Here is a 17333-nt window from a genome sequence, read left to right as displayed (position 1 = left end):
GTAGACAAATCCTGGTTCAAACTATGAGCCATAAGCCGTTTTCACAGGGAGAAGCAGGGCGATGCAAGGTCACCCGGACGTAATCAACTACCTCGTCACGTTGCTGAAGGGCGAACTGGCAGCACGCGATCAATACTTCATCCACTCTCGCATGTATGAAGATTGGGGCCTGACCAAGCTCTACGAGCGAATCAACCACGAGATGGAAGAGGAGACGCAGCACGCCGATGCTCTGATGCGTCGGATCCTCATGCTCGAAGGTACGCCCGACATGCGCGCCGACGATCTGGAGGTCGGCAGCACCGTGCCGGAGATGATCGAGGCCGATTTGAAGCTCGAGTACAAGGTGCGTGCCGCACTGTGCAAAGGCATCGAATTGTGCGAGCTGCACAAGGACTACATCAGTCGCGACATTCTGCGTGCGCAACTGGCCGATACTGAAGAAGATCACACCTATTGGCTGGAGAAACAGCAAGGCCTGATCAAAGCGATCGGCCTGGAGAACTACCTGCAGTCGCAGATGTAATGCCCCACGCCTTCCGCGAGGAGGTGGCGCCAAGCAAAGCCCCTGGCATCAACATGCCAGGGGCTTTTTTCATCACACTCGGTCACGCTCCAGCAGCGGCTTGAGGTAATGGCCGGTATAGGACTGTTTCATCTCGGCCAGTTCTTCAGGCGTACCGCAGGCGATGATTTGCCCGCCCTTCGAGCCTCCCTCCGGACCAAGGTCCACAAGCCAGTCGGCGGTCTTGATCACATCCAGGTTGTGCTCGATCACCACCACGGTATTGCCGTGATCGCGCAAGCGGTGCAGCACATCGAGCAGTTGCTGGATGTCAGCGAAGTGCAGGCCCGTGGTCGGCTCGTCGAGGATGTAGAGCGTCTTGCCGGTGTCGCGCTTGGACAGCTCTCGGGACAGCTTGACCCGCTGCGCTTCGCCGCCGGATAGCGTTGTAGCCGATTGCCCGAGCTTGATGTAGGAAAGCCCGACATCCATCAGCGTTTGCAGCTTGCGCGCCAGGGCGGGGACCGCGTCGAAGAATTCACGGGCGTCCTCGATGGTCATTTCCAGGACCTCGTGGATGTTCTTGCCCTTGTACTTGATCTCCAGCGTCTCGCGGTTGTAGCGCTTGCTCTTGCACACATCGCACGGCACATAGATGTCCGGCAGGAAATGCATTTCCACCTTGATCAGACCATCGCCCTGGCAGGCTTCGCAGCGACCACCCTTGACGTTGAACGAGAAGCGCCCTGGGCCATAGCCGCGGGCGCGCGACTCCGGCACGCCGGCGAACAGCTCGCGGATCGGGGTGAAGATACCGGTGTAGGTCGCCGGGTTGGAGCGCGGCGTGCGGCCGATGGGGCTCTGGTCGATATCGACCACCTTGTCCAGGTGTTGCAGGCCGTCGAGGCTGGTATGAGCAGCCGCTTCCAGGCTGCTGGCGCCATTGAGGGCCGTGGCCGCCAGTGGGAACAGAGTATTGTTGATCAGTGTCGATTTGCCCGAGCCGGAAACCCCGGTGACGCAGGTCAGCAGGCCGATCGGCACTTCGAGATCAACGTTTTGCAGGTTGTTCCCGCGGGCGCCTTTGAGCTTGAGGGCAAGCTTCTTGTCGCGGGGGGTGCGCTTGGCCGGCACGACGATTTTCTTGCGCCCGGACAGGTATTTGCCTGTGAGCGAGTCGGGGTGAGCCATGACTTCCTCAGGCGAGCCTTCCGCGACGATCTTCCCTCCGTGCACGCCCGCGCCAGGGCCGATGTCCACCACATAGTCGGCTAGACGGATCGCGTCCTCGTCGTGCTCCACCACAATCACGGTATTGCCAAGGTCCCGCAGGTGATTGAGGGTCGCCAGCAAGCGGTCGTTGTCGCGCTGGTGCAGGCCAATGGAGGGTTCGTCGAGAATGTACATCACCCCCACCAGGCCAGCGCCGATCTGGCTGGCCAGGCGGATGCGCTGGGCTTCGCCGCCGGAGAGGGTCTCGGCGCTGCGGTCCAAGGTGAGGTAGTCGAGGCCGACGTTGACCAGGAACTGCAGTCGCTCGCAAATCTCCTTGAGGATCTTCGCCGCGATTTCGCCGCGTCGGCCTGTCAGGGTCAGGTCGCTGAAGTAGTCGCTGGCTTCGCCGATCGGTAGGTTGGTGACGGCCGGCAAGGTCTTCTCGCCCACCCACACGTGACGCGCTTCACGACGCAGGCGAGTGCCGCGGCAGTCCGGGCAGGGTTGGGTGCCCAGGTACTTGGCCAGCTCTTCGCGCACAGTGGCTGATTCGGTCTCGCGGTAACGCCGCTCCAGGTTGGGCACGATGCCTTCGAACGGGTGCGAGCGCTTGACGATGTCGCCACGGTCGTTGAGGTACTTGAAGTCGACGCTTTGCTTGCCACTGCCGTGCAGAATGACTTTCTGGTGCTCGGCCGACAGCTCACCGAATGGCAGTTCCAGACTGAAACCGTAGTGTGCCGCCAGGGAGCCGAGCATCTGGAAGTAATAGACGTTGCGCCGATCCCAGCCACGAATGGCGCCCTCGGCCAGGGTCAGTTCAGCGTTGACCAGGCGCTTGGTGTCGAAGAACTGCTTGACCCCCAGGCCGTCGCAGGTCGGGCAAGCGCCGGCCGGGTTGTTGAAGGAGAACAGCTTCGGCTCGAGCTCGCTGATGGCATGCCCGCACACCGGGCAGGCGAAGCGCGCGGAGAAGATCATCTCTTCTCCTGTCTCGTCGTCCATCGGCGCTACCAAGGCGATGCCGTCGGCCAGCTTCAAGGCCGTTTCGAACGACTCCGCCAGGCGCTGCTGCAAGTCTTCGCGGACCTTGAAGCGGTCCACCACCACATCGATGCTGTGCTTTTTCTGTTTATCCAGCTTGGGCAGCTCGTCCAGCTCGTAGAGCTTGCCGTTGACTCGGGCGCGCACGAACCCCTGGGCGCGCAGTTCGTCGAACACCGCCAGATGCTCGCCCTTGCGTTCGCGCACTACCGGCGCCAGCAGCATCAGTTTGGTGCCTTCCGGGCGCTCGAGCACCAGGTCGACCATCTGGCTGATCGTTTGCGCCTCCAGCGGAATGTCGTGGTCCGGGCAGCGTGGCGTGCCGACGCGGGCATAGAGCAGGCGCAGGTAATCGTAGATCTCGGTGATGGTGCCGACAGTGGAGCGTGGGTTGTGGGAGGTCGATTTCTGTTCGATGGAGATGGCCGGCGACAGGCCTTCGATGGTATCGACGTCAGGTTTTTCCATCATCGACAGGAACTGCCGGGCATAGGCCGACAGGGATTCCACATAGCGCCGCTGGCCCTCGGCGTAGAGGGTATCGAACGCCAGGGACGACTTGCCGGAGCCGGACAAGCCGGTGATCACGATCAGCTTGTCCCGGGGCAGGGTCAGGTCGATGTTCTTCAGGTTGTGGGTACGTGCCCCACGAATCAGGATCTTGTCCACTGCGGCCTCGCTCGGCGGGCATAAACAAGGGAGTATAAGGCGCGCTGCCAGTACGCGGCAAAGCGTCGCGTAGATGCTGTTACGCTGTCGGACTGATAGAATCGCCGCCGGTTCACACGAGGTTATTCCATGCACGACACGCACAACGAGCGCATGAGTGGCAGCGAAACCCGCGCTGCTGGCGGCCTGGCCCTGGTCTTTGCCTTTCGTATGCTGGGCATGTTCATGGTCCTGCCGGTGCTGGCGACCTACGGCATGGACCTGGCCGGTGCCACGCCGGCGCTGATTGGCCTGGCCATCGGGGCCTATGGCCTGACTCAGGCTGTCTTGCAGATCCCGTTCGGGATGATTTCCGACCGCATCGGCCGCCGTCCGGTCATTTACCTCGGATTGGTGGTGTTCGCTCTCGGCAGTTTGCTGGCGGCCCAGGCGGACTCCATCTGGGGCGTGATCGCCGGTCGCATCCTGCAAGGTGCCGGGGCGATTTCGGCCGCCGTCATGGCGCTGTTGTCCGACCTGACCCGTGAACAGCACCGCACCAAAGCAATGGCCATGATCGGTATGAGCATCGGCCTGTCGTTCGCGGTTGCCATGGTCGTCGGCCCGTTGCTGACTCGTGCCTTCGGCCTGTCAGGATTGTTCCTTGCCACGGCAGGACTTGCCCTGGTGGGTATCGTGCTCATCGCCTTCGTCGTGCCTAGCGCACACAGTGCCCTGCAGCACCGAGAGTCGGGCGTGGCCCGCAAGGCGCTCGGCCCGACGCTGCGTCATCCGGACCTTCTGCGCCTGGATGTGAGCATCTTCATCCTCCACGCCATCCTCATGGCCAGCTTCGTCGCGCTGCCCTTGGCCTTCGTCGAGCGTGGCGGCCTGCCGAAAGAGCAGCATTGGTGGGTGTACCTGACCGCGTTGCTCGTTTCATTTTTTGCAATGATCCCCTTCATCATCTATGGCGAGAAGAAGCGCAAGATGAAACGGGTGTTGCTCGGCGCGGTCAGTGTGCTGCTGATGGTCGAGGTGTTCTTCTGGCAGTGGGCTGACAACTTGCGCGGACTGGTGATCGGCACCGTGGTATTCTTTACGGCATTCAACCTGCTGGAGGCATCGCTGCCTTCGCTGGTGAGCAAAGTGTCGCCCGCAGGCGGCAAAGGGACGGCCATGGGGGTATATTCCACCAGTCAGTTCCTAGGCGCCGCACTGGGAGGAATCATCGGTGGCTGGTTGTTCCAGCACGGTGGTCTGGGCATGGTGTTCCTCGGTTGCGCAGGGCTGTGCGCCATCTGGTTGGCCACGGCATTGAGCATGAACGAGCCGCCGTATGTAACCAGCCTGCGCATGCCGCTGTCGCCTGAAGGTGTCCGGGAAGCCGGGCTGACCGAGCGCCTGCTGGCTGTGCCGGGTGTGACCGACGCCGTAGTGGTGGCGGAAGAAGCCGCCGTCTATATCAAACTGGATACGAAAATTTTGGACCGTGCGACCCTTGAGCGTCTGGTGAACCCAGCGTCTTCGGCGTGCGAAGCCTAGGAGAACGTTATGGCCCGTGGGGTTAACAAAGTCATTCTGGTCGGCACTTGCGGTCAGGATCCCGAAGTCCGCTACCTGCCCAACGGTAACGCCGTGACCAACCTGAGCCTGGCCACCAGCGAGCAGTGGACCGACAAGCAGTCCGGCCAGAAAGTCGAGCGCACCGAGTGGCACCGTGTTGCCATGTTCGGCAAAGTCGCCGAAATCGCTGGCGAATACCTGCGCAAAGGTTCCCAGGTGTACATCGAGGGCAAGCTGCAGACCCGCGAGTGGGAAAAAGACGGCATCAAGCGCTACACCACCGAAATCATCGTCGACATGCAGGGCACCATGCAGCTGCTGGGCGGTCGTCCGCAGAACCAGCAACAGGGCGGCGACCCGTACAACCAAGGTGGTGGCAACTACAACCAAGGTGGTGGCCAGCAGCAGTACAACCAGGCGCCACGCCAGCAGGCTCCGCGTCCACAGCAGGCTCCACAGCGTCCTGCGCCACAGCAGCCAGCTCCGCAACCGGCCGCTGACTTCGACAGCTTCGACGACGATATTCCGTTCTAACGGATCGCTGCCCGATCAGTACTCGAAAAAAAGCCGCAGCCAGGCAACTGGCTGCGGCTTTTTCATGCGCGCTCTAAAACGGGGTCAATAGAACAACCGTGGCTCTGGTGAGTCCAGCAAGCTGGCCAGTTTGGTCAGCGCAAAGGCGAGCTCGTCCCGGGTGGGGGCCATCAGCGCAATGCGCACGCCGTTGGGCGCGTCGCTGCGTTGAGGCAGGAACTGGCTACCGCTGACGACAGTTACGCCGTTGCTGCGTGCCAGGTGGGCGAATTCATCGCTGGTCCAAGGGGCTGGGAGTTCGAGCCAGAGATGGAAACTGTGGGGTTGGCTGCGGATCGAGTACTTGCCGAGGATGTTCTTGGCCATCTGCTGGCGTGCGGCGGCTTCCTCCTGCTGGGTTCTTAACAGTTGGTCCGCCCTGCCGCTGTTGATCAAGTTGCTGGCGAGCTGGGCCATCAAGGGCGAGGGCATCCAGACGCTGCTGCGCACCATCGAGGACAAGCGCGACAACATGTGTGGCGGTGCATACAGATAACCGATGCGCAGCGCCGGCAACACGCTCTTGGACAGGCTGGTCAGGTAAATGGAACGCTCCGGTGCATAGGCGGCCAGGGGCTTGTAGCTGGACGTCGGCGCCAGGAATCCATAGATGTCGTCATCGATGATGACCAGGTCGAACTCGCGGGCAATAGCGGCGATGGCCTCACGCCGGGCGTGGGGCATGATCGAGTTGGTCGGGTTCTGGTGTGTAGTTACACAAACCAGCAGGGTAGGGCGATGCTCGAGGCAGGCGGCGCGCAGCGCCTCAGGAATCAGGCCATGCTCATCCACGGCCACGCCCTGAAGGCGCCGGCCCAGGCTGTGGGCCAAGGAAATGATACCGGGGTAGCAGAAGGATTCGCACAGAATCACATCGTCGGTTTTCGACAGGCTGCTGAGGGCGACTAGCAGGCCGTGCTGGGCGCCGGAGGTCAAGACCACCTGCTGCCAGCTGGCATCCGGCAGCCAGCGCCTGATCCAGGCCGCGCCCGCTTCCTTGTGGACGGCATGACCACCGTCGGTGACGTAATCGAGCGCCTGGATCAGGTCGGCGGCGTCGGCCAGCTCGTGGAGCGAGCCGCGCAACCACTGTGTCATGTGGGCGTCGTTTGGCTTGATGATCGACAAATCGATCTGGCCGTTTTCATTGCTGATGCCCGTGCTGCGAGTTGCCGGGGCAGCAGGGGCTTTTGAGGGGCGTACAAAGGTGCCGCGTCCTACTTCGCCGATCACCAGACCCCGCTTGGCCGCCTCATCATAAGCCCGGCCAATGGTGCCTGGCGTCACGCTCAGGCGCTCGGCCAAGTCCTTGAGCGTCGGCAATCGGTCGCCGGCTACCAGCTTCCCGCTGGCAATGTCCTGTTCAAGGGCATCGGCGATCATCAGGTAAACCGGTTGCGTCAGGGCGCTGTAATGAGGAACCCACATGAAATGGCACCAGTATAGGGTGAGCGGGCAAGCCTAGCATGAATGCAATAGGGGTGTAATCAAGGTGAATTACTCCCCAAGTCCATTACATGAAGTCACTTAATTTCGCATATGCAGACAATAATTACTTATCAATCAAAGGGTTGTGCGAATTGGTAAGATCAAGAAAATAAAGTAATTGAATCGATGATATTTTCCTGATTACCATCATTGGATCGATGTAATCTCGCCGTAACAAGCACCTGACCTGATGTTCGACCTCTGGAGATCCTTATGAAAACCGCATTTGTAACTGGCGCTTCCGCAGGCTTTGGCCGCGCCATCTGCCGCACGCTGGTCGCCGAGGGCTACCGGGTCATCGGTGGCGCTCGGCGCATGGACAAACTCAAGGAGCTCGAGGGCGAACTGGGCGACTCGTTCATCCCGCTGGCGCTGGATGTCACTGATCCGGCCTCGGTGGACGCGGCTGTCGAGTGGATCGGCAAGGCCTCGTTGAACATCGATGTGCTGGTCAACAATGCCGGGCTGGCGCTGGGCATTGATCGGGCGCAGCAGGCCAGTGCCGAGAACTGGCAGCGGATGATCGACACCAACATCACCGGCCTGACGATGGTCACACATAAAATCCTCCCCCGCATGGTCGAGGCCGACAGCGGCCTGATCGTCAATATCGGCTCCATCGCCGGCACCTATCCGTACCCGGGCGGTAACGTGTATGGCGCCAGCAAGGCATTCGTCCGACAGTTCAGCCTCAACCTGCGCGCCGACCTCGCCGGCACCCGGGTACGGGTGAGCAACATCGAGCCGGGCCTGTGTTCGGGTACCGACTTCTCGGTGGTTCGACTCAAGGGCGACCTGGACGCCGTGGAAGCGCTGTACCGCGACGTCGAGGCGCTTCTGCCCGAGGACATCGCCGCCACCGTAGCCTGGATCGCAGCCCAACCGGCGCATGTGAACATCAACACCATCGAGATCATGCCGGTGGCGCAAAGCAGCGCGGGGCTGAACGTGGTGCGTAATCTGCCTCGTACCGCGCAGGCGTGAGGGGCAAGGGCTGTTTCACTGATGAAACAGTCCTTTGAGCCATGTCATCGCGTATTCAGGATTCTTGGCTAGAGTTAGGGTTGGTGGCCATCCGTTGGCCGCCACCGTGAAGTCCTTGAGGCGTCGGCGATGTCCCGACGTCCAGAACCTGATCAGGAGTGCACGATGGACCTCAACCGTCGGCAGTTCTTCAAGGTCGCCGCGATCGGCCTTGGAGGCTCGAGCCTTGCGGCGTTGGGCATGGCCCCGACCCCCGCGTTCGCCGAGCAGGTGCGCCACTTCAAGCTGGCGCACACCAAAGAAACCCGTAACACCTGCCCCTACTGCTCGGTCGGCTGCGGCCTGATCATGTACAGCCAGGGCGATGCGGGCAAGAACGTCAAACAGAACATCATCCACATCGAAGGCGACGCGGACCATCCGGTCAACCGCGGGACCTTGTGCCCGAAAGGTGCGGGCCTGCTGGACTTCATCCACAGCCCGAACCGCCTGCAATACCCCGAAGTTCGCAAGCCTGGCAGCAAGGAGTGGACCCGGATCAGCTGGGACGAGGCGCTCGATCGCATCGCCGATCTCGTGAAAAAGGACCGCGACGCCAACTTCATCGAGAAGAACGCCCAAGGGCAGACGGTCAACCGTTGGCTCAGCGTGGGCTTTCTCGCAGCGTCCGCCGCTTCCAGCGAAGCTGGCTATCTGACGCATAAGGTCATTCGTTCATTGGGTGTTCTGGGGTTCGATAACCAAGCGCGTGTCTGACACGGCCCGACGGTGGCAAGTCTTGCCCCGACGTACGGCCGTGGTGCCATGACCAATCACTGGTCCGATATCGCCAATGCGAATCTGGTCCTGGTGATGGGTGGCAACGCAGCAGAAGCGCACCCGTGCGGCTTCAAGTGGGTGACCGAGGCCAAGGCGCACAACAAGGCGCGGCTGATCGTGGTCGACCCGCGGTTCACGCGTACCGCCTCGGTGGCGGACTATTACGCGCCGATCCGTACCGGAACCGACATCGCCTTCATGGGCGGGTTGATCAACTACCTGCTGAGCAACGACAAGATCCAGCACGAATACGTGCGCAACTACACTGACGTGTCGTTCATCGTCAAAGAAGGCTATGGCTTCGAGGACGGGCTGTTCAGTGGCTATGATGCGGATAAACGCATCTACGCCGACAAGTCCGGCTGGGGCTATGAGTTGGGCGAGGATGGTTTTGCCAAAGTCGATCCGACCTTGCAGCACCCGCGTTGCGTCTACCAGTTGATGAAGCAGCATTACAGCCGCTACACCCCGGAAGTGGCGAGCATGACCTGCGGCATGCCCCAGGACGCCATGATGAAGGTCTGGGAAGAGATCGCCACCTGCTCGCAGCCGGGCAAGACCATGACGATCCTGTATGCACTGGGCTGGACGCAGCATTCGATCGGTGCACAGATCATCCGTAGCGCGGCCATGGTCCAGCTGCTGCTGGGCAACGTCGGCATGCCGGGGGGCGGGGTCAACGCCCTGCGCGGTCACTCCAACATCCAGGGCCTGACCGACCTGGGGCTGCTGTCCAACTCGCTGCCCGGTTACCTCACCCTGCCCGGCGATGCCGAGCAGGACTACGCCGCCTTCATCGACAAGCGCGCCTCCAAACCGCTACGCCCAGGGCAGTTGTCCTACTGGCAGAACTACGGCAAGTTCCATGTCAGCCTCATGAAGGCTTGGTACGGCCCCAACGCTACCGCCGAGAACCACTGGGGCTATGACTGGCTGCCCAAGCTCGATGTGGGCTCCTACGACGTGCTGCGCATGTTCGAGATGATGAGCCAGGGCAAGGTCAACGGCTACTTCTGCCAGGGCTTCAATCCGATCGCCGCGTTGCCGGACAAGAACCGCGTCACCGCTGCGCTGGCCAAGCTCAAGTGGCTGGTCGTGATGGATCCGCTGGCCACCGAGACGTCCGAGTTCTGGCGCAATGCCGGGCCCTTCAACGACGTCGATACCGCCAATATCCAGACCGAAGTGATCCGCCTGCCCACCACCTGTTTTGCCGAGGAGGATGGCTCGCTGGTCAACAGCAGTCGCTGGTTGCAGTGGCACTGGAAGGGCGCCGATGGGCCGGGCGAGACCCGCACCGATGTGCAGATCATGAGCGAGCTGTTCCTGCGCTTGCGTCATCGCTACAAGACCGAGGGCGGTGCGTATCCTGATCCGCTGCTCAACATCAACTGGCCTTACAAGATTCCCGAAGAGCCTTCGCCTGAGGAGTTGGCCAAGGAAATGAACGGCTGGGCGGTCAGCGACTTCACCGACCCTACCGGTGCCACGCTCAAGGCTGGCCAGCAACTGGCAGGCTTCGGCCAGCTCAAGGACGACGGCAGTACGGCGTCCGGCTGCTGGATCTTCGCCGGTAGTTGGACCGAGCAGGGCAACCAGATGGCCCGGCGCGACAACAGCGACCCTTACGGCATGCATCAGGTGCAGAACTGGGCCTGGGCCTGGCCGGCCAACCGCCGCATCCTCTACAACCGCGCCTCCAGCGACCCGCAAGGCAAGCCTTGGGATCCGGAGAAAAAACGCCTGGTGTGGTGGAACGGCAAGGCCTGGACGGGGACCGACGTGCCGGACTTCAAGGTCGACTCGCCGCCGGAAGCGGGGATGAACCCGTTCATCATGAACCCCGAGGGGGTAGCGCGGTTCTTCGCCATCGACAAGATGGCCGAGGGGCCGTTCCCCGAGCACTACGAGCCGTTCGAGACGCCCATCGGCATCAACCCGCTCAACCCGCAGAACAAGAAGGCCATCAGCAACCCGGCCGGGCGCGTGTTCGACTCGGTATGGGACACCCTGGGCAAGGCCGACGAGTTCCCTTACGCGGCGACCACCTACCGACTGACCGAGCACTTCCACTTCTGGAGCAAGCACTGCCGCCTCAACGCCATCGCCCAGCCCGAGCAGTTCGTCGAGATCGGCGAGGTACTGGCCAACGAGAAAGGCATCAAGGCGGGCGACCGGGTGCGGGTCAGCTCCAAGCGCGGGCATATCGAGGCGGTGGCGGTGGTGACCAAGCGGATCCGTCCGCTGAAGGTCAACAACCAGACCGTTCACCAAATTGGCATTCCGCTGCACTGGGGCTTCACCGGCATCACCCGGCACGGCTACCTGACCAACACCCTGGTGCCGTTCCTGGGTGATGGCAATACCCAAACGCCGGAGTCCAAGTCGTTCCTCGTCAACGTGGAGAAAATCTAATGGCCCAGCAAGACATCATCGCCCGCTCGGCCACCACGACCGTACCGCCTTCGGTGCGCCAGCAGCAGGAAGTCGCCAAGCTGATCGACACTACCAAGTGCATCGGCTGCAAGGCCTGCCAGGTGGCGTGCTCGGAGTGGAACGAACTGCGTGACGAGGTCGGCCACAACCATGGCACTTACGACAACCCCCAGGACCTGACCGCCGAAACCTGGACCCTGATGCGCTTCACCGAGCACGAACGCGACGATGGCAACCTGGAGTGGCTGATTCGCAAGGACGGCTGCATGCACTGCGCCGAGCCAGGTTGCCTGAAGGCCTGTCCGAGCCCGGGGGCGATCATCAAGCACGCCAACGGCATCGTCGACTTCAACCAGGACCACTGCATCGGCTGCGGTTATTGCATCACCGGCTGCCCGTTCAACATCCCGCGGATTTCGCAGAAAGACCACAAGGCCTACAAATGCAGCCTGTGTTCCGACCGCGTGGCCGTGGGCTTGGAACCGGCCTGCGTGAAGACCTGCCCGACCGGGGCGATCGTCTTCGGCAGCAAGGATGAAATGAAGGTGCACGCCGCCGAGCGCATCGTCGACTTGAAGTCCCGGGGCTTCGACAAGGCCGGGCTGTATGACCCGGATGGCGTCGGCGGTACCCACGTGATGTATGTGCTGCACCACGCCGACACGCCCAAGTTGTACGCCGGGCTGCCGGATGCGCCGGTAATCAGCCCGTTGGTGGGGTTGTGGAAAGGCATCAGCAAACCGCTGGCGCTGCTGGCGATGGGCGCGGCAGTGCTGGCGGGGTTCTTCCACTATGTGCGGGTCGGCCCGCAGCGGGTCGAGGAGGACGACGCCCTGGCGCCTGCCGATGACAGCGTGCATCAGGTGGACCCGTCGGTGCATGTCTATGATCCGACCAAGCCGGGTGGGCAAGGGGGGCCGCGGCCATGAGCGACAACAAACCGATCCTGCGCTACAACGCCAACGAGCGCAGCAACCACTGGGTCGTCGCGATCCTGTTCGTGATGGCCGGGCTGTCGGGGCTGGCACTGTTCCATCCGGCGCTGTTCTGGCTCAGCCATCTGTTCGGCGGTGGTCCGTGGACGCGCATCCTGCACCCATTCCTGGGCGTGGCGATGTTCGTGTTCTTCCTGGGGCTGGTACTGCGGTTCTGGCGAGCCAACTTCATCACTGCCAATGATCGTTTGTGGCTGCGCCGTATCGACCGGGTGATGCGCAACGAGGAGGAGGGCGTACCTCCGATCGGCAAGTACAACGCTGGGCAAAAGCTGCTGTTCTGGACCCTGCTGCTGTGCATGCTGGTGCTACTGGTCAGTGGCGTGGTGATCTGGCGCGCCTGGTTCAGCCAATACTTCGACATCGGAGCGATTCGCCTGGCGACCTTGCTTCATGCGCTGGCGGCGTTCGTGCTGATCCTCAGCATCATCGTGCATATCTATGCCGGCATCTGGATCAAAGGCTCGGTAGGCGCCATGCTGCATGGCTCGGTCAGCCGCGCTTGGGCACGCAAGCACCATGAGTTGTGGTATCGCGACGTGACCGGCGACAAGTCTCCGGGCAATCACGGCAGAAAAGAAGGATGAGCGCTTGAGCACGATACTTGAACCCGGGCAGATCGAAGCGTCGGCCGTGGCGCCGCCGTTTCTGAACCTGCCGCCCGCCAACCTGTTCGAACGGCGCGCCGAGCGCCTGGAGCACCTGGCCGAGGGCAATGCCCTTGGCCAGTACCTGATGCTGGTCGCGCGGTTGTGCCGCCTCCAGCAGCAGCTTGTGGATAACCCGCCCGGTGACTTGCCGGTGGCGCACGAGCGCCAGCGCCTGTGCATAAGTCATGGCTTGCCGCCGCTGGCAGCCGACAGCCTGGTACGCGAGGGGTCTTGGCTGGCTTGGCTGCAGGCGCTGCTCGAGCGCTTCGATGAGGCGTCCGACGGGCCCTTGGGCGAGGCGCTGCGGACCTTGCGGGAAAGCGACGACAGTCAGCGCAAAGGCTGGGCCATTGCCCTGCTGGCCGGCCAGTACGATGCCGTGCCGGCGGCGCTGGTGCCCTTTATCGGCGCTGCGCTGCAGGCGGCCTGGTCCTATTGGCTGCTGGCGCTGCCGGAGGCTGAACTCAAGCCCGCCGACAGCCTGGCCCAATGTCCGGCCTGTGGATCACCGGCCATGGCTGGGGTGGTGCGCAACCGCGGCAAGCACAATGGCCTGCGATACCTGGTCTGTTCACTGTGTGCCTGCGAGTGGCATGTGGTGCGGGTCAAGTGCGTGTACTGCGAATCGAGCAAGGACTTGCGTTACACCAACCTCGAGGATGACCGGCACGCGCCAGGCAAAGCGCCACTGCGCGCCGAATGCTGCCCTGGATGCCAGCGTTACCTAAAGCAGAGCTACTTGGAGAACGACGCTGCGGCCGAGCCGCTGGCCGATGACCTGGCGAGCCTGGCGCTGGATATCCGCCTGGACGAGGAGGGCTTCCAGCGGCTGGCGCCGAACCTGATGCTGGCGCCGGGATAGAGGAGAGTGTCTACACTGCAACATCGAGTTGCCCGCTAGCAGGGCACAACAGACTAAGGATCAGTTTAAGGTAGTACTGCATGTCCTCGAGCCCCGCCAGCGGCACCCCACGCCTGCCGTCCATCGACACCCTGCTACGCCACCGAACCTGCGAGCCGCTGATCGAGCGCCATGGCCGCGAGGCCGTACTAGCCACCCTGCGTCAGCTGCTTGGCGATCTGCGCGAACCCGCTCGCCTTGGCCAGATGAGTGCAGTCGAGCTGGCGCCGGATGTCCTCAATGGCCGCGCCGGCGAACGCCTGGCCATCCAGCAGCGCAGCCAGGTCCGCCGTGTTTTCAACCTTACCGGCACGGTGCTGCACACCAACCTTGGCCGAGCGCTGTTGCCTGAGGAGGCAGTGGAGGCCATGCAGATCGCCGCGCGCCACCCGCTGAACCTGGAGTTCGACCTTGCCACCGGCAAACGTGGTGATCGCGACGACCTGATCGAAGGTTTGATCCGCGAGCTCACCGGGGCCGAGGCCGTGACGGTGGTCAACAACAATGCCGCTGCCGTGCTGCTGGCACTCAACAGCCTGGGCGCGCGCAAGGAGGGCGTCATCTCCCGGGGCGAGCTGATCGAAATCGGCGGCGCCTTCCGTATCCCCGACATCATGGCCCGCGCTGGTGTCCGCCTGCATGAGGTCGGCACCACCAACCGCACCCACGCCCGTGACTACGAAGGTGCGATCAACCCGCGTACCGGCTTGCTGATGCGGGTGCATTGCAGCAACTACAGCATCCAAGGCTTCACCACCCAGGTATCGACCGCCGAGCTGGCAGCCATCGCCCACGCCCATGGTTTGCCTCTGCTGGAGGACCTGGGCAGCGGCAGCCTGCTCGACCTCACCCGCTGGGGCCTGCCGGCTGAGCCCACGGTGCGCCAGGCGCTGGCCGACGGCGCCGACATCGTCACCTTCAGCGGCGACAAGCTGCTCGGTGGACCCCAGGCCGGCATCATCGTCGGGCGCAAGGAGCTGATCGCCAAGATCAAGAAGAACCCCCTCAAGCGCGCTCTGCGGGTCGACAAGATCACCTTGGCCGCGCTGGAGGCCGTGCTGGCGCTGTACCGCAATCCGGATCGGCTGGCCGAGCGCTTGCCCAGCCTGCGCCTGTTGACTCGCCCTCAGGAAGAGATTGCGGCCCAGGCCGAGCGCCTGGCTCCGGCACTCGCAACCTGCCTGGGGGCGCAATGGACCGTGAGCGTCGAGCCGGCCTTGGGCATGATCGGCAGTGGTAGCCAGCCGGTGGCGCGTCTGCCCAGCGCCGCCCTGTGCCTGCGTCCGCAGGTGTCGAAGAAGCTGCGTGGGCGCAGTTTGCACGTGCTGGAGCGCGCCTTGCGCGATCTGCCGGTGCCGGTGCTCGGACGCATCGACGACGACGCCCTGTGGCTCGACCTGCGTCAGCTCGACGATGAGGCCCACTGGCTGGCGCAACTGCCAGCACTGCGCCTGGGGCCGGTCCAGTGATCGTCGGCACCGCCGGCCATATCGATCATGGCAAGACTGCATTGCTCCAGGCCCTGACCGGCCAGGCCGGTGACCATCGCCAGGAAGAGCGCGCCCGGGGCATGACCATCGATCTCGGCTACCGCTATGCTGCGCTGGCCGAGGGGGCGCCCTTGACGGGTTTCATCGACGTCCCCGGACACGAGCGCTTCATCCACAACATGCTCGCCGGTGCCCATGGCATCGACCTGGTGTTGCTGGTGGTGGCCGCGGACGACGGCGTCATGCCGCAGACCCGTGAGCACCTGGCGATCATCGAGCTGCTGGGCATCCCCCAGGCCTTGGTGGCGATCAGCAAGTGCGACCGGGTCGAGCCGCAGAGGGTGACGCAGGTCCAGGCTCAGGTGTCGGCGCTGCTGGCGCCCGGACCCTATGCGCAGGCGAAGCAGTTCCCGTTGTCCAGCGTCACCGGGGAGGGCGTCGAGGCGTTGCGCCAGGCGCTGCTGGACGCTGAACACACTGTAGGTCAACGCAGCGCACGCGGCGGTTTCCGTCTGGCCGTGGATCGGGCGTTTGCCGTGGCCGGCGCCGGCGTCGTGGTCACCGGCACCGCCTTGGCCGGGCAGGTCAGCGCGGGCGATACCTTGCTGCTGGGCAAGGCCGGCAAGCCGGTACGGGTGCGCGGGCTGCACGCGCAGAACCAGGCCGCGTTGGTGGCCCAGGCCGGCCAGCGAGTGGCGCTTAACCTCCACGCCGAGCGCCTGGCGCTGGAGCAGATCCATCGGGGCGACTGGCTGGTACCGGACTGGCTGCATGCACCCAGCATGCGGGTGGATATCGATCTCACGTTATTGCCCAGCGAGACGCGTACCTTCGAGCATTTCAGCGCCGTGCACGTGCATCTGGGCACTCAGGATGTCACGGCGCGTGTCGCGTTGCTTGAGGGGGAGAAACTGCAGGCAGGCCAACGGATGTTCGCCCAGTTGCTGCTCAACGCACCTTTGCAGGCGGTGCATGGCGATCGGCTGGTGATCAGGGATCAGCGCGCCCAACGTACCTTGGGCGGTGGGCGTGTGCTCGACCCCTTTGCCCCGAGTCGGCAGCGGCGAAGTGAAATGCGCCTGCGGCAGTTGCAGGCTCTGAGCGAGGCCCATGCCTTGGAGCAGGCCTTGCCGGCCTTGCTCGATGCCGCTCCTGGCGGGCTGGATCCGCAACGCTTGGAGCGTCAGTTCAACCGACAGCGCGAAACCTGGGCATTACCTGAAACGGTCCAGGTCATCGCCACGCGGCAAGGGCCATTGCTATTCGCCAGGCACCACTGGCAAGCGCTGAAAGAGCGGATCACGATGCAGTTGGCACTGTTCCATGAGCAGGAGCCTGACCAGCTGGGGCCGGATCGCGACCGCCTGCGCAGGTTCGCCGCGTTGCCCATGGAGCGTTCGGCGTTCGTCAGTTTGCTGGAGGAGTTGCTCGAAGCCGGCGTAGTCGTCAGTAGCGGGCCGTGGTTGCATCTGCCGGAACATAAAGTGCAATTGAGCGACGCCGACGCTGTCTTGTGGGCGCTGCTGGAGCCTGAGTTGTCGAGGGGGGAGTACGATCCGCCCTGGGTCAGGACGTTGGCCGCGGCGCAAGGACGCGATGAAGCCGACGTGCGCCTGTTGCTGCGCAAGCTGGCGCGGCTGGGGCTGGTGCACCAGGTGGTGCGCGATCTTTTTTACCCTGAAGCGACTGTTCGGCGCATGGCAGACATGCTGTTGCAGCTGTCGGCCAGTACGCCGATAGTGCAGGTGGCCGCGTTTCGCGATATGTTGGGCATCGGTCGCAAACGCAGTGTTCAGATCCTCGAATACTTCGACCGAATCGGCCTGACCCGGAGGGTCGCCGACCAGCGTTACATCCGAGCCGACAGTGCACTGGCCGAGCAGCAGACCAGGCACTGACTACAAGGAAGGCAATCGCGCCCGGTGGCGCGGCCGGGCTTCAAACCCGGTTGGGGACGGCATCCGTTCCCGGGCAGGTTCGACTCCCGCTGCCTTCCGCCATTTCTCCGAGAACCTCTGG

General features: G+C 63.2%; 12 protein-coding genes and 1 tRNA gene. 11 read left to right on the top strand and 2 right to left on the bottom strand.

The genetic code is table 11. The features are described 5' to 3' along the window. Positions 1-61: 61 nt before the first annotated feature. Positions 62-526, top strand: a complete 465-nt coding sequence (gene bfr / locus J5X93_RS23355) for a bacterioferritin (RefSeq protein WP_028690240.1) — start codon at positions 62-64, stop codon at positions 524-526. 72 nt (positions 527-598) lie between these two features. Here bfr and uvrA read toward each other — a convergent pair whose 3' ends face one another. Next, positions 599-3433 carry an excinuclease ABC subunit UvrA gene (gene uvrA / locus J5X93_RS23350; RefSeq protein WP_250034071.1) on the bottom strand — a complete coding sequence of 945 codons (2835 nt, stop codon included), beginning with the start codon at positions 3431-3433 and terminating at the stop codon, positions 599-601. A 129-nt stretch (positions 3434-3562) separates the two neighbouring features. Here uvrA and J5X93_RS23345 point away from each other — a divergent pair, with 129 nt between their 5' ends. After that, on the top strand, positions 3563-4957 hold the full coding sequence (locus tag J5X93_RS23345) for an MFS transporter (RefSeq protein WP_043210280.1): 1395 nt from the start codon (positions 3563-3565) through the stop codon (positions 4955-4957). 9 nt (positions 4958-4966) lie between these two features. After that, positions 4967-5512 (top strand): single-stranded DNA-binding protein, encoded by a 546-nt coding sequence (locus J5X93_RS23340; protein WP_043210277.1) that lies wholly within the window; start codon positions 4967-4969, stop codon positions 5510-5512. Positions 5513-5596: 84 nt separating this feature from the next. On the opposite strand, the gene J5X93_RS23335 is transcribed toward J5X93_RS23340, so the two are convergent. Continuing rightward, positions 5597-6979 (bottom strand): aminotransferase-like domain-containing protein, encoded by a 1383-nt coding sequence (locus tag J5X93_RS23335; RefSeq protein WP_090346910.1) that lies wholly within the window; start codon positions 6977-6979, stop codon positions 5597-5599. 273 nt (positions 6980-7252) lie between these two features. On the opposite strand from J5X93_RS23335, the gene J5X93_RS23330 reads away from it, so the two are divergent. The 8 genes from J5X93_RS23330 (at position 7253) to J5X93_RS23295 (ending at position 17314) form a co-directional block, all read left to right on the top strand. Beyond that, a complete protein-coding gene (locus J5X93_RS23330) occupies positions 7253-8023 on the top strand; it encodes an SDR family NAD(P)-dependent oxidoreductase (RefSeq protein ID WP_043210271.1) in 771 nt (256 codons plus the stop codon). Between the two features lie 165 nt (positions 8024-8188). Further along, on the top strand, positions 8189-11257 hold the full coding sequence (fdnG, locus tag J5X93_RS23325) for a formate dehydrogenase-N subunit alpha (protein ID WP_145997252.1): 3069 nt from the start codon (positions 8189-8191) through the stop codon (positions 11255-11257). Next, entirely contained in the window at positions 11257-12207 is a 951-nt protein-coding gene (gene fdxH, locus J5X93_RS23320; RefSeq protein ID WP_043210267.1) for a formate dehydrogenase subunit beta, read from the top strand. Before fdnG ends, fdxH begins: the two co-directional genes overlap by 1 nt. Continuing rightward, on the top strand, positions 12204-12860 hold the full coding sequence (locus tag J5X93_RS23315; protein ID WP_090346912.1) for a formate dehydrogenase subunit gamma: 657 nt from the start codon (positions 12204-12206) through the stop codon (positions 12858-12860). The genes fdxH and J5X93_RS23315 overlap by 4 nt, the downstream gene beginning before the upstream one ends. A 4-nt stretch (positions 12861-12864) precedes the next feature. Then, positions 12865-13785 carry a formate dehydrogenase accessory protein FdhE gene (gene fdhE / locus J5X93_RS23310; protein WP_043210263.1) on the top strand — a complete coding sequence of 307 codons (921 nt, stop codon included), beginning with the start codon at positions 12865-12867 and terminating at the stop codon, positions 13783-13785. 80 nt (positions 13786-13865) lie between these two features. After that, a complete protein-coding gene (selA, locus tag J5X93_RS23305; RefSeq protein WP_090346914.1) occupies positions 13866-15293 on the top strand; it encodes an L-seryl-tRNA(Sec) selenium transferase in 1428 nt (475 codons plus the stop codon). Continuing rightward, a complete protein-coding gene (gene selB, locus J5X93_RS23300; RefSeq protein WP_250034070.1) occupies positions 15290-17212 on the top strand; it encodes a selenocysteine-specific translation elongation factor in 1923 nt (640 codons plus the stop codon). The genes selA and selB overlap by 4 nt, the downstream gene beginning before the upstream one ends. A 6-nt stretch (positions 17213-17218) precedes the next feature. Beyond that, positions 17219-17314 (top strand) — tRNA-Sec (locus tag J5X93_RS23295). Positions 17315-17333: the final 19 nt, after the last annotated feature.

It is taken from the genome of Pseudomonas sp. BYT-1 (assembly GCF_023611805.1).
GTDB lineage: Bacteria > Pseudomonadota > Gammaproteobacteria > Pseudomonadales > Pseudomonadaceae > Aquipseudomonas > Aquipseudomonas guariconensis.
The sequence above is the reverse complement of the archived record's forward strand: the minus strand, read 5'-3'. Positions and strand labels throughout refer to the sequence as shown.

Coding starts and splice junctions, on each gene's coding strand:
- J5X93_RS23335 (WP_090346910.1), bottom strand. CDS start 6,979: ATGTGGGTTCCTCATTACAGCGCCCTGACGCAACCGGTTTACCTGATG.
- J5X93_RS23345 (WP_043210280.1), top strand. CDS start 3,563: ATGCACGACACGCACAACGAGCGCATGAGTGGCAGCGAAACCCGCGCT.
- fdxH (WP_043210267.1), top strand. CDS start 11,257: ATGGCCCAGCAAGACATCATCGCCCGCTCGGCCACCACGACCGTACCG.
- J5X93_RS23340 (WP_043210277.1), top strand. CDS start 4,967: ATGGCCCGTGGGGTTAACAAAGTCATTCTGGTCGGCACTTGCGGTCAG.
- J5X93_RS23330 (WP_043210271.1), top strand. CDS start 7,253: ATGAAAACCGCATTTGTAACTGGCGCTTCCGCAGGCTTTGGCCGCGCC.
- selA (WP_090346914.1), top strand. CDS start 13,866: ATGTCCTCGAGCCCCGCCAGCGGCACCCCACGCCTGCCGTCCATCGAC.
- bfr (WP_028690240.1), top strand. CDS start 62: ATGCAAGGTCACCCGGACGTAATCAACTACCTCGTCACGTTGCTGAAG.
- J5X93_RS23315 (WP_090346912.1), top strand. CDS start 12,204: ATGAGCGACAACAAACCGATCCTGCGCTACAACGCCAACGAGCGCAGC.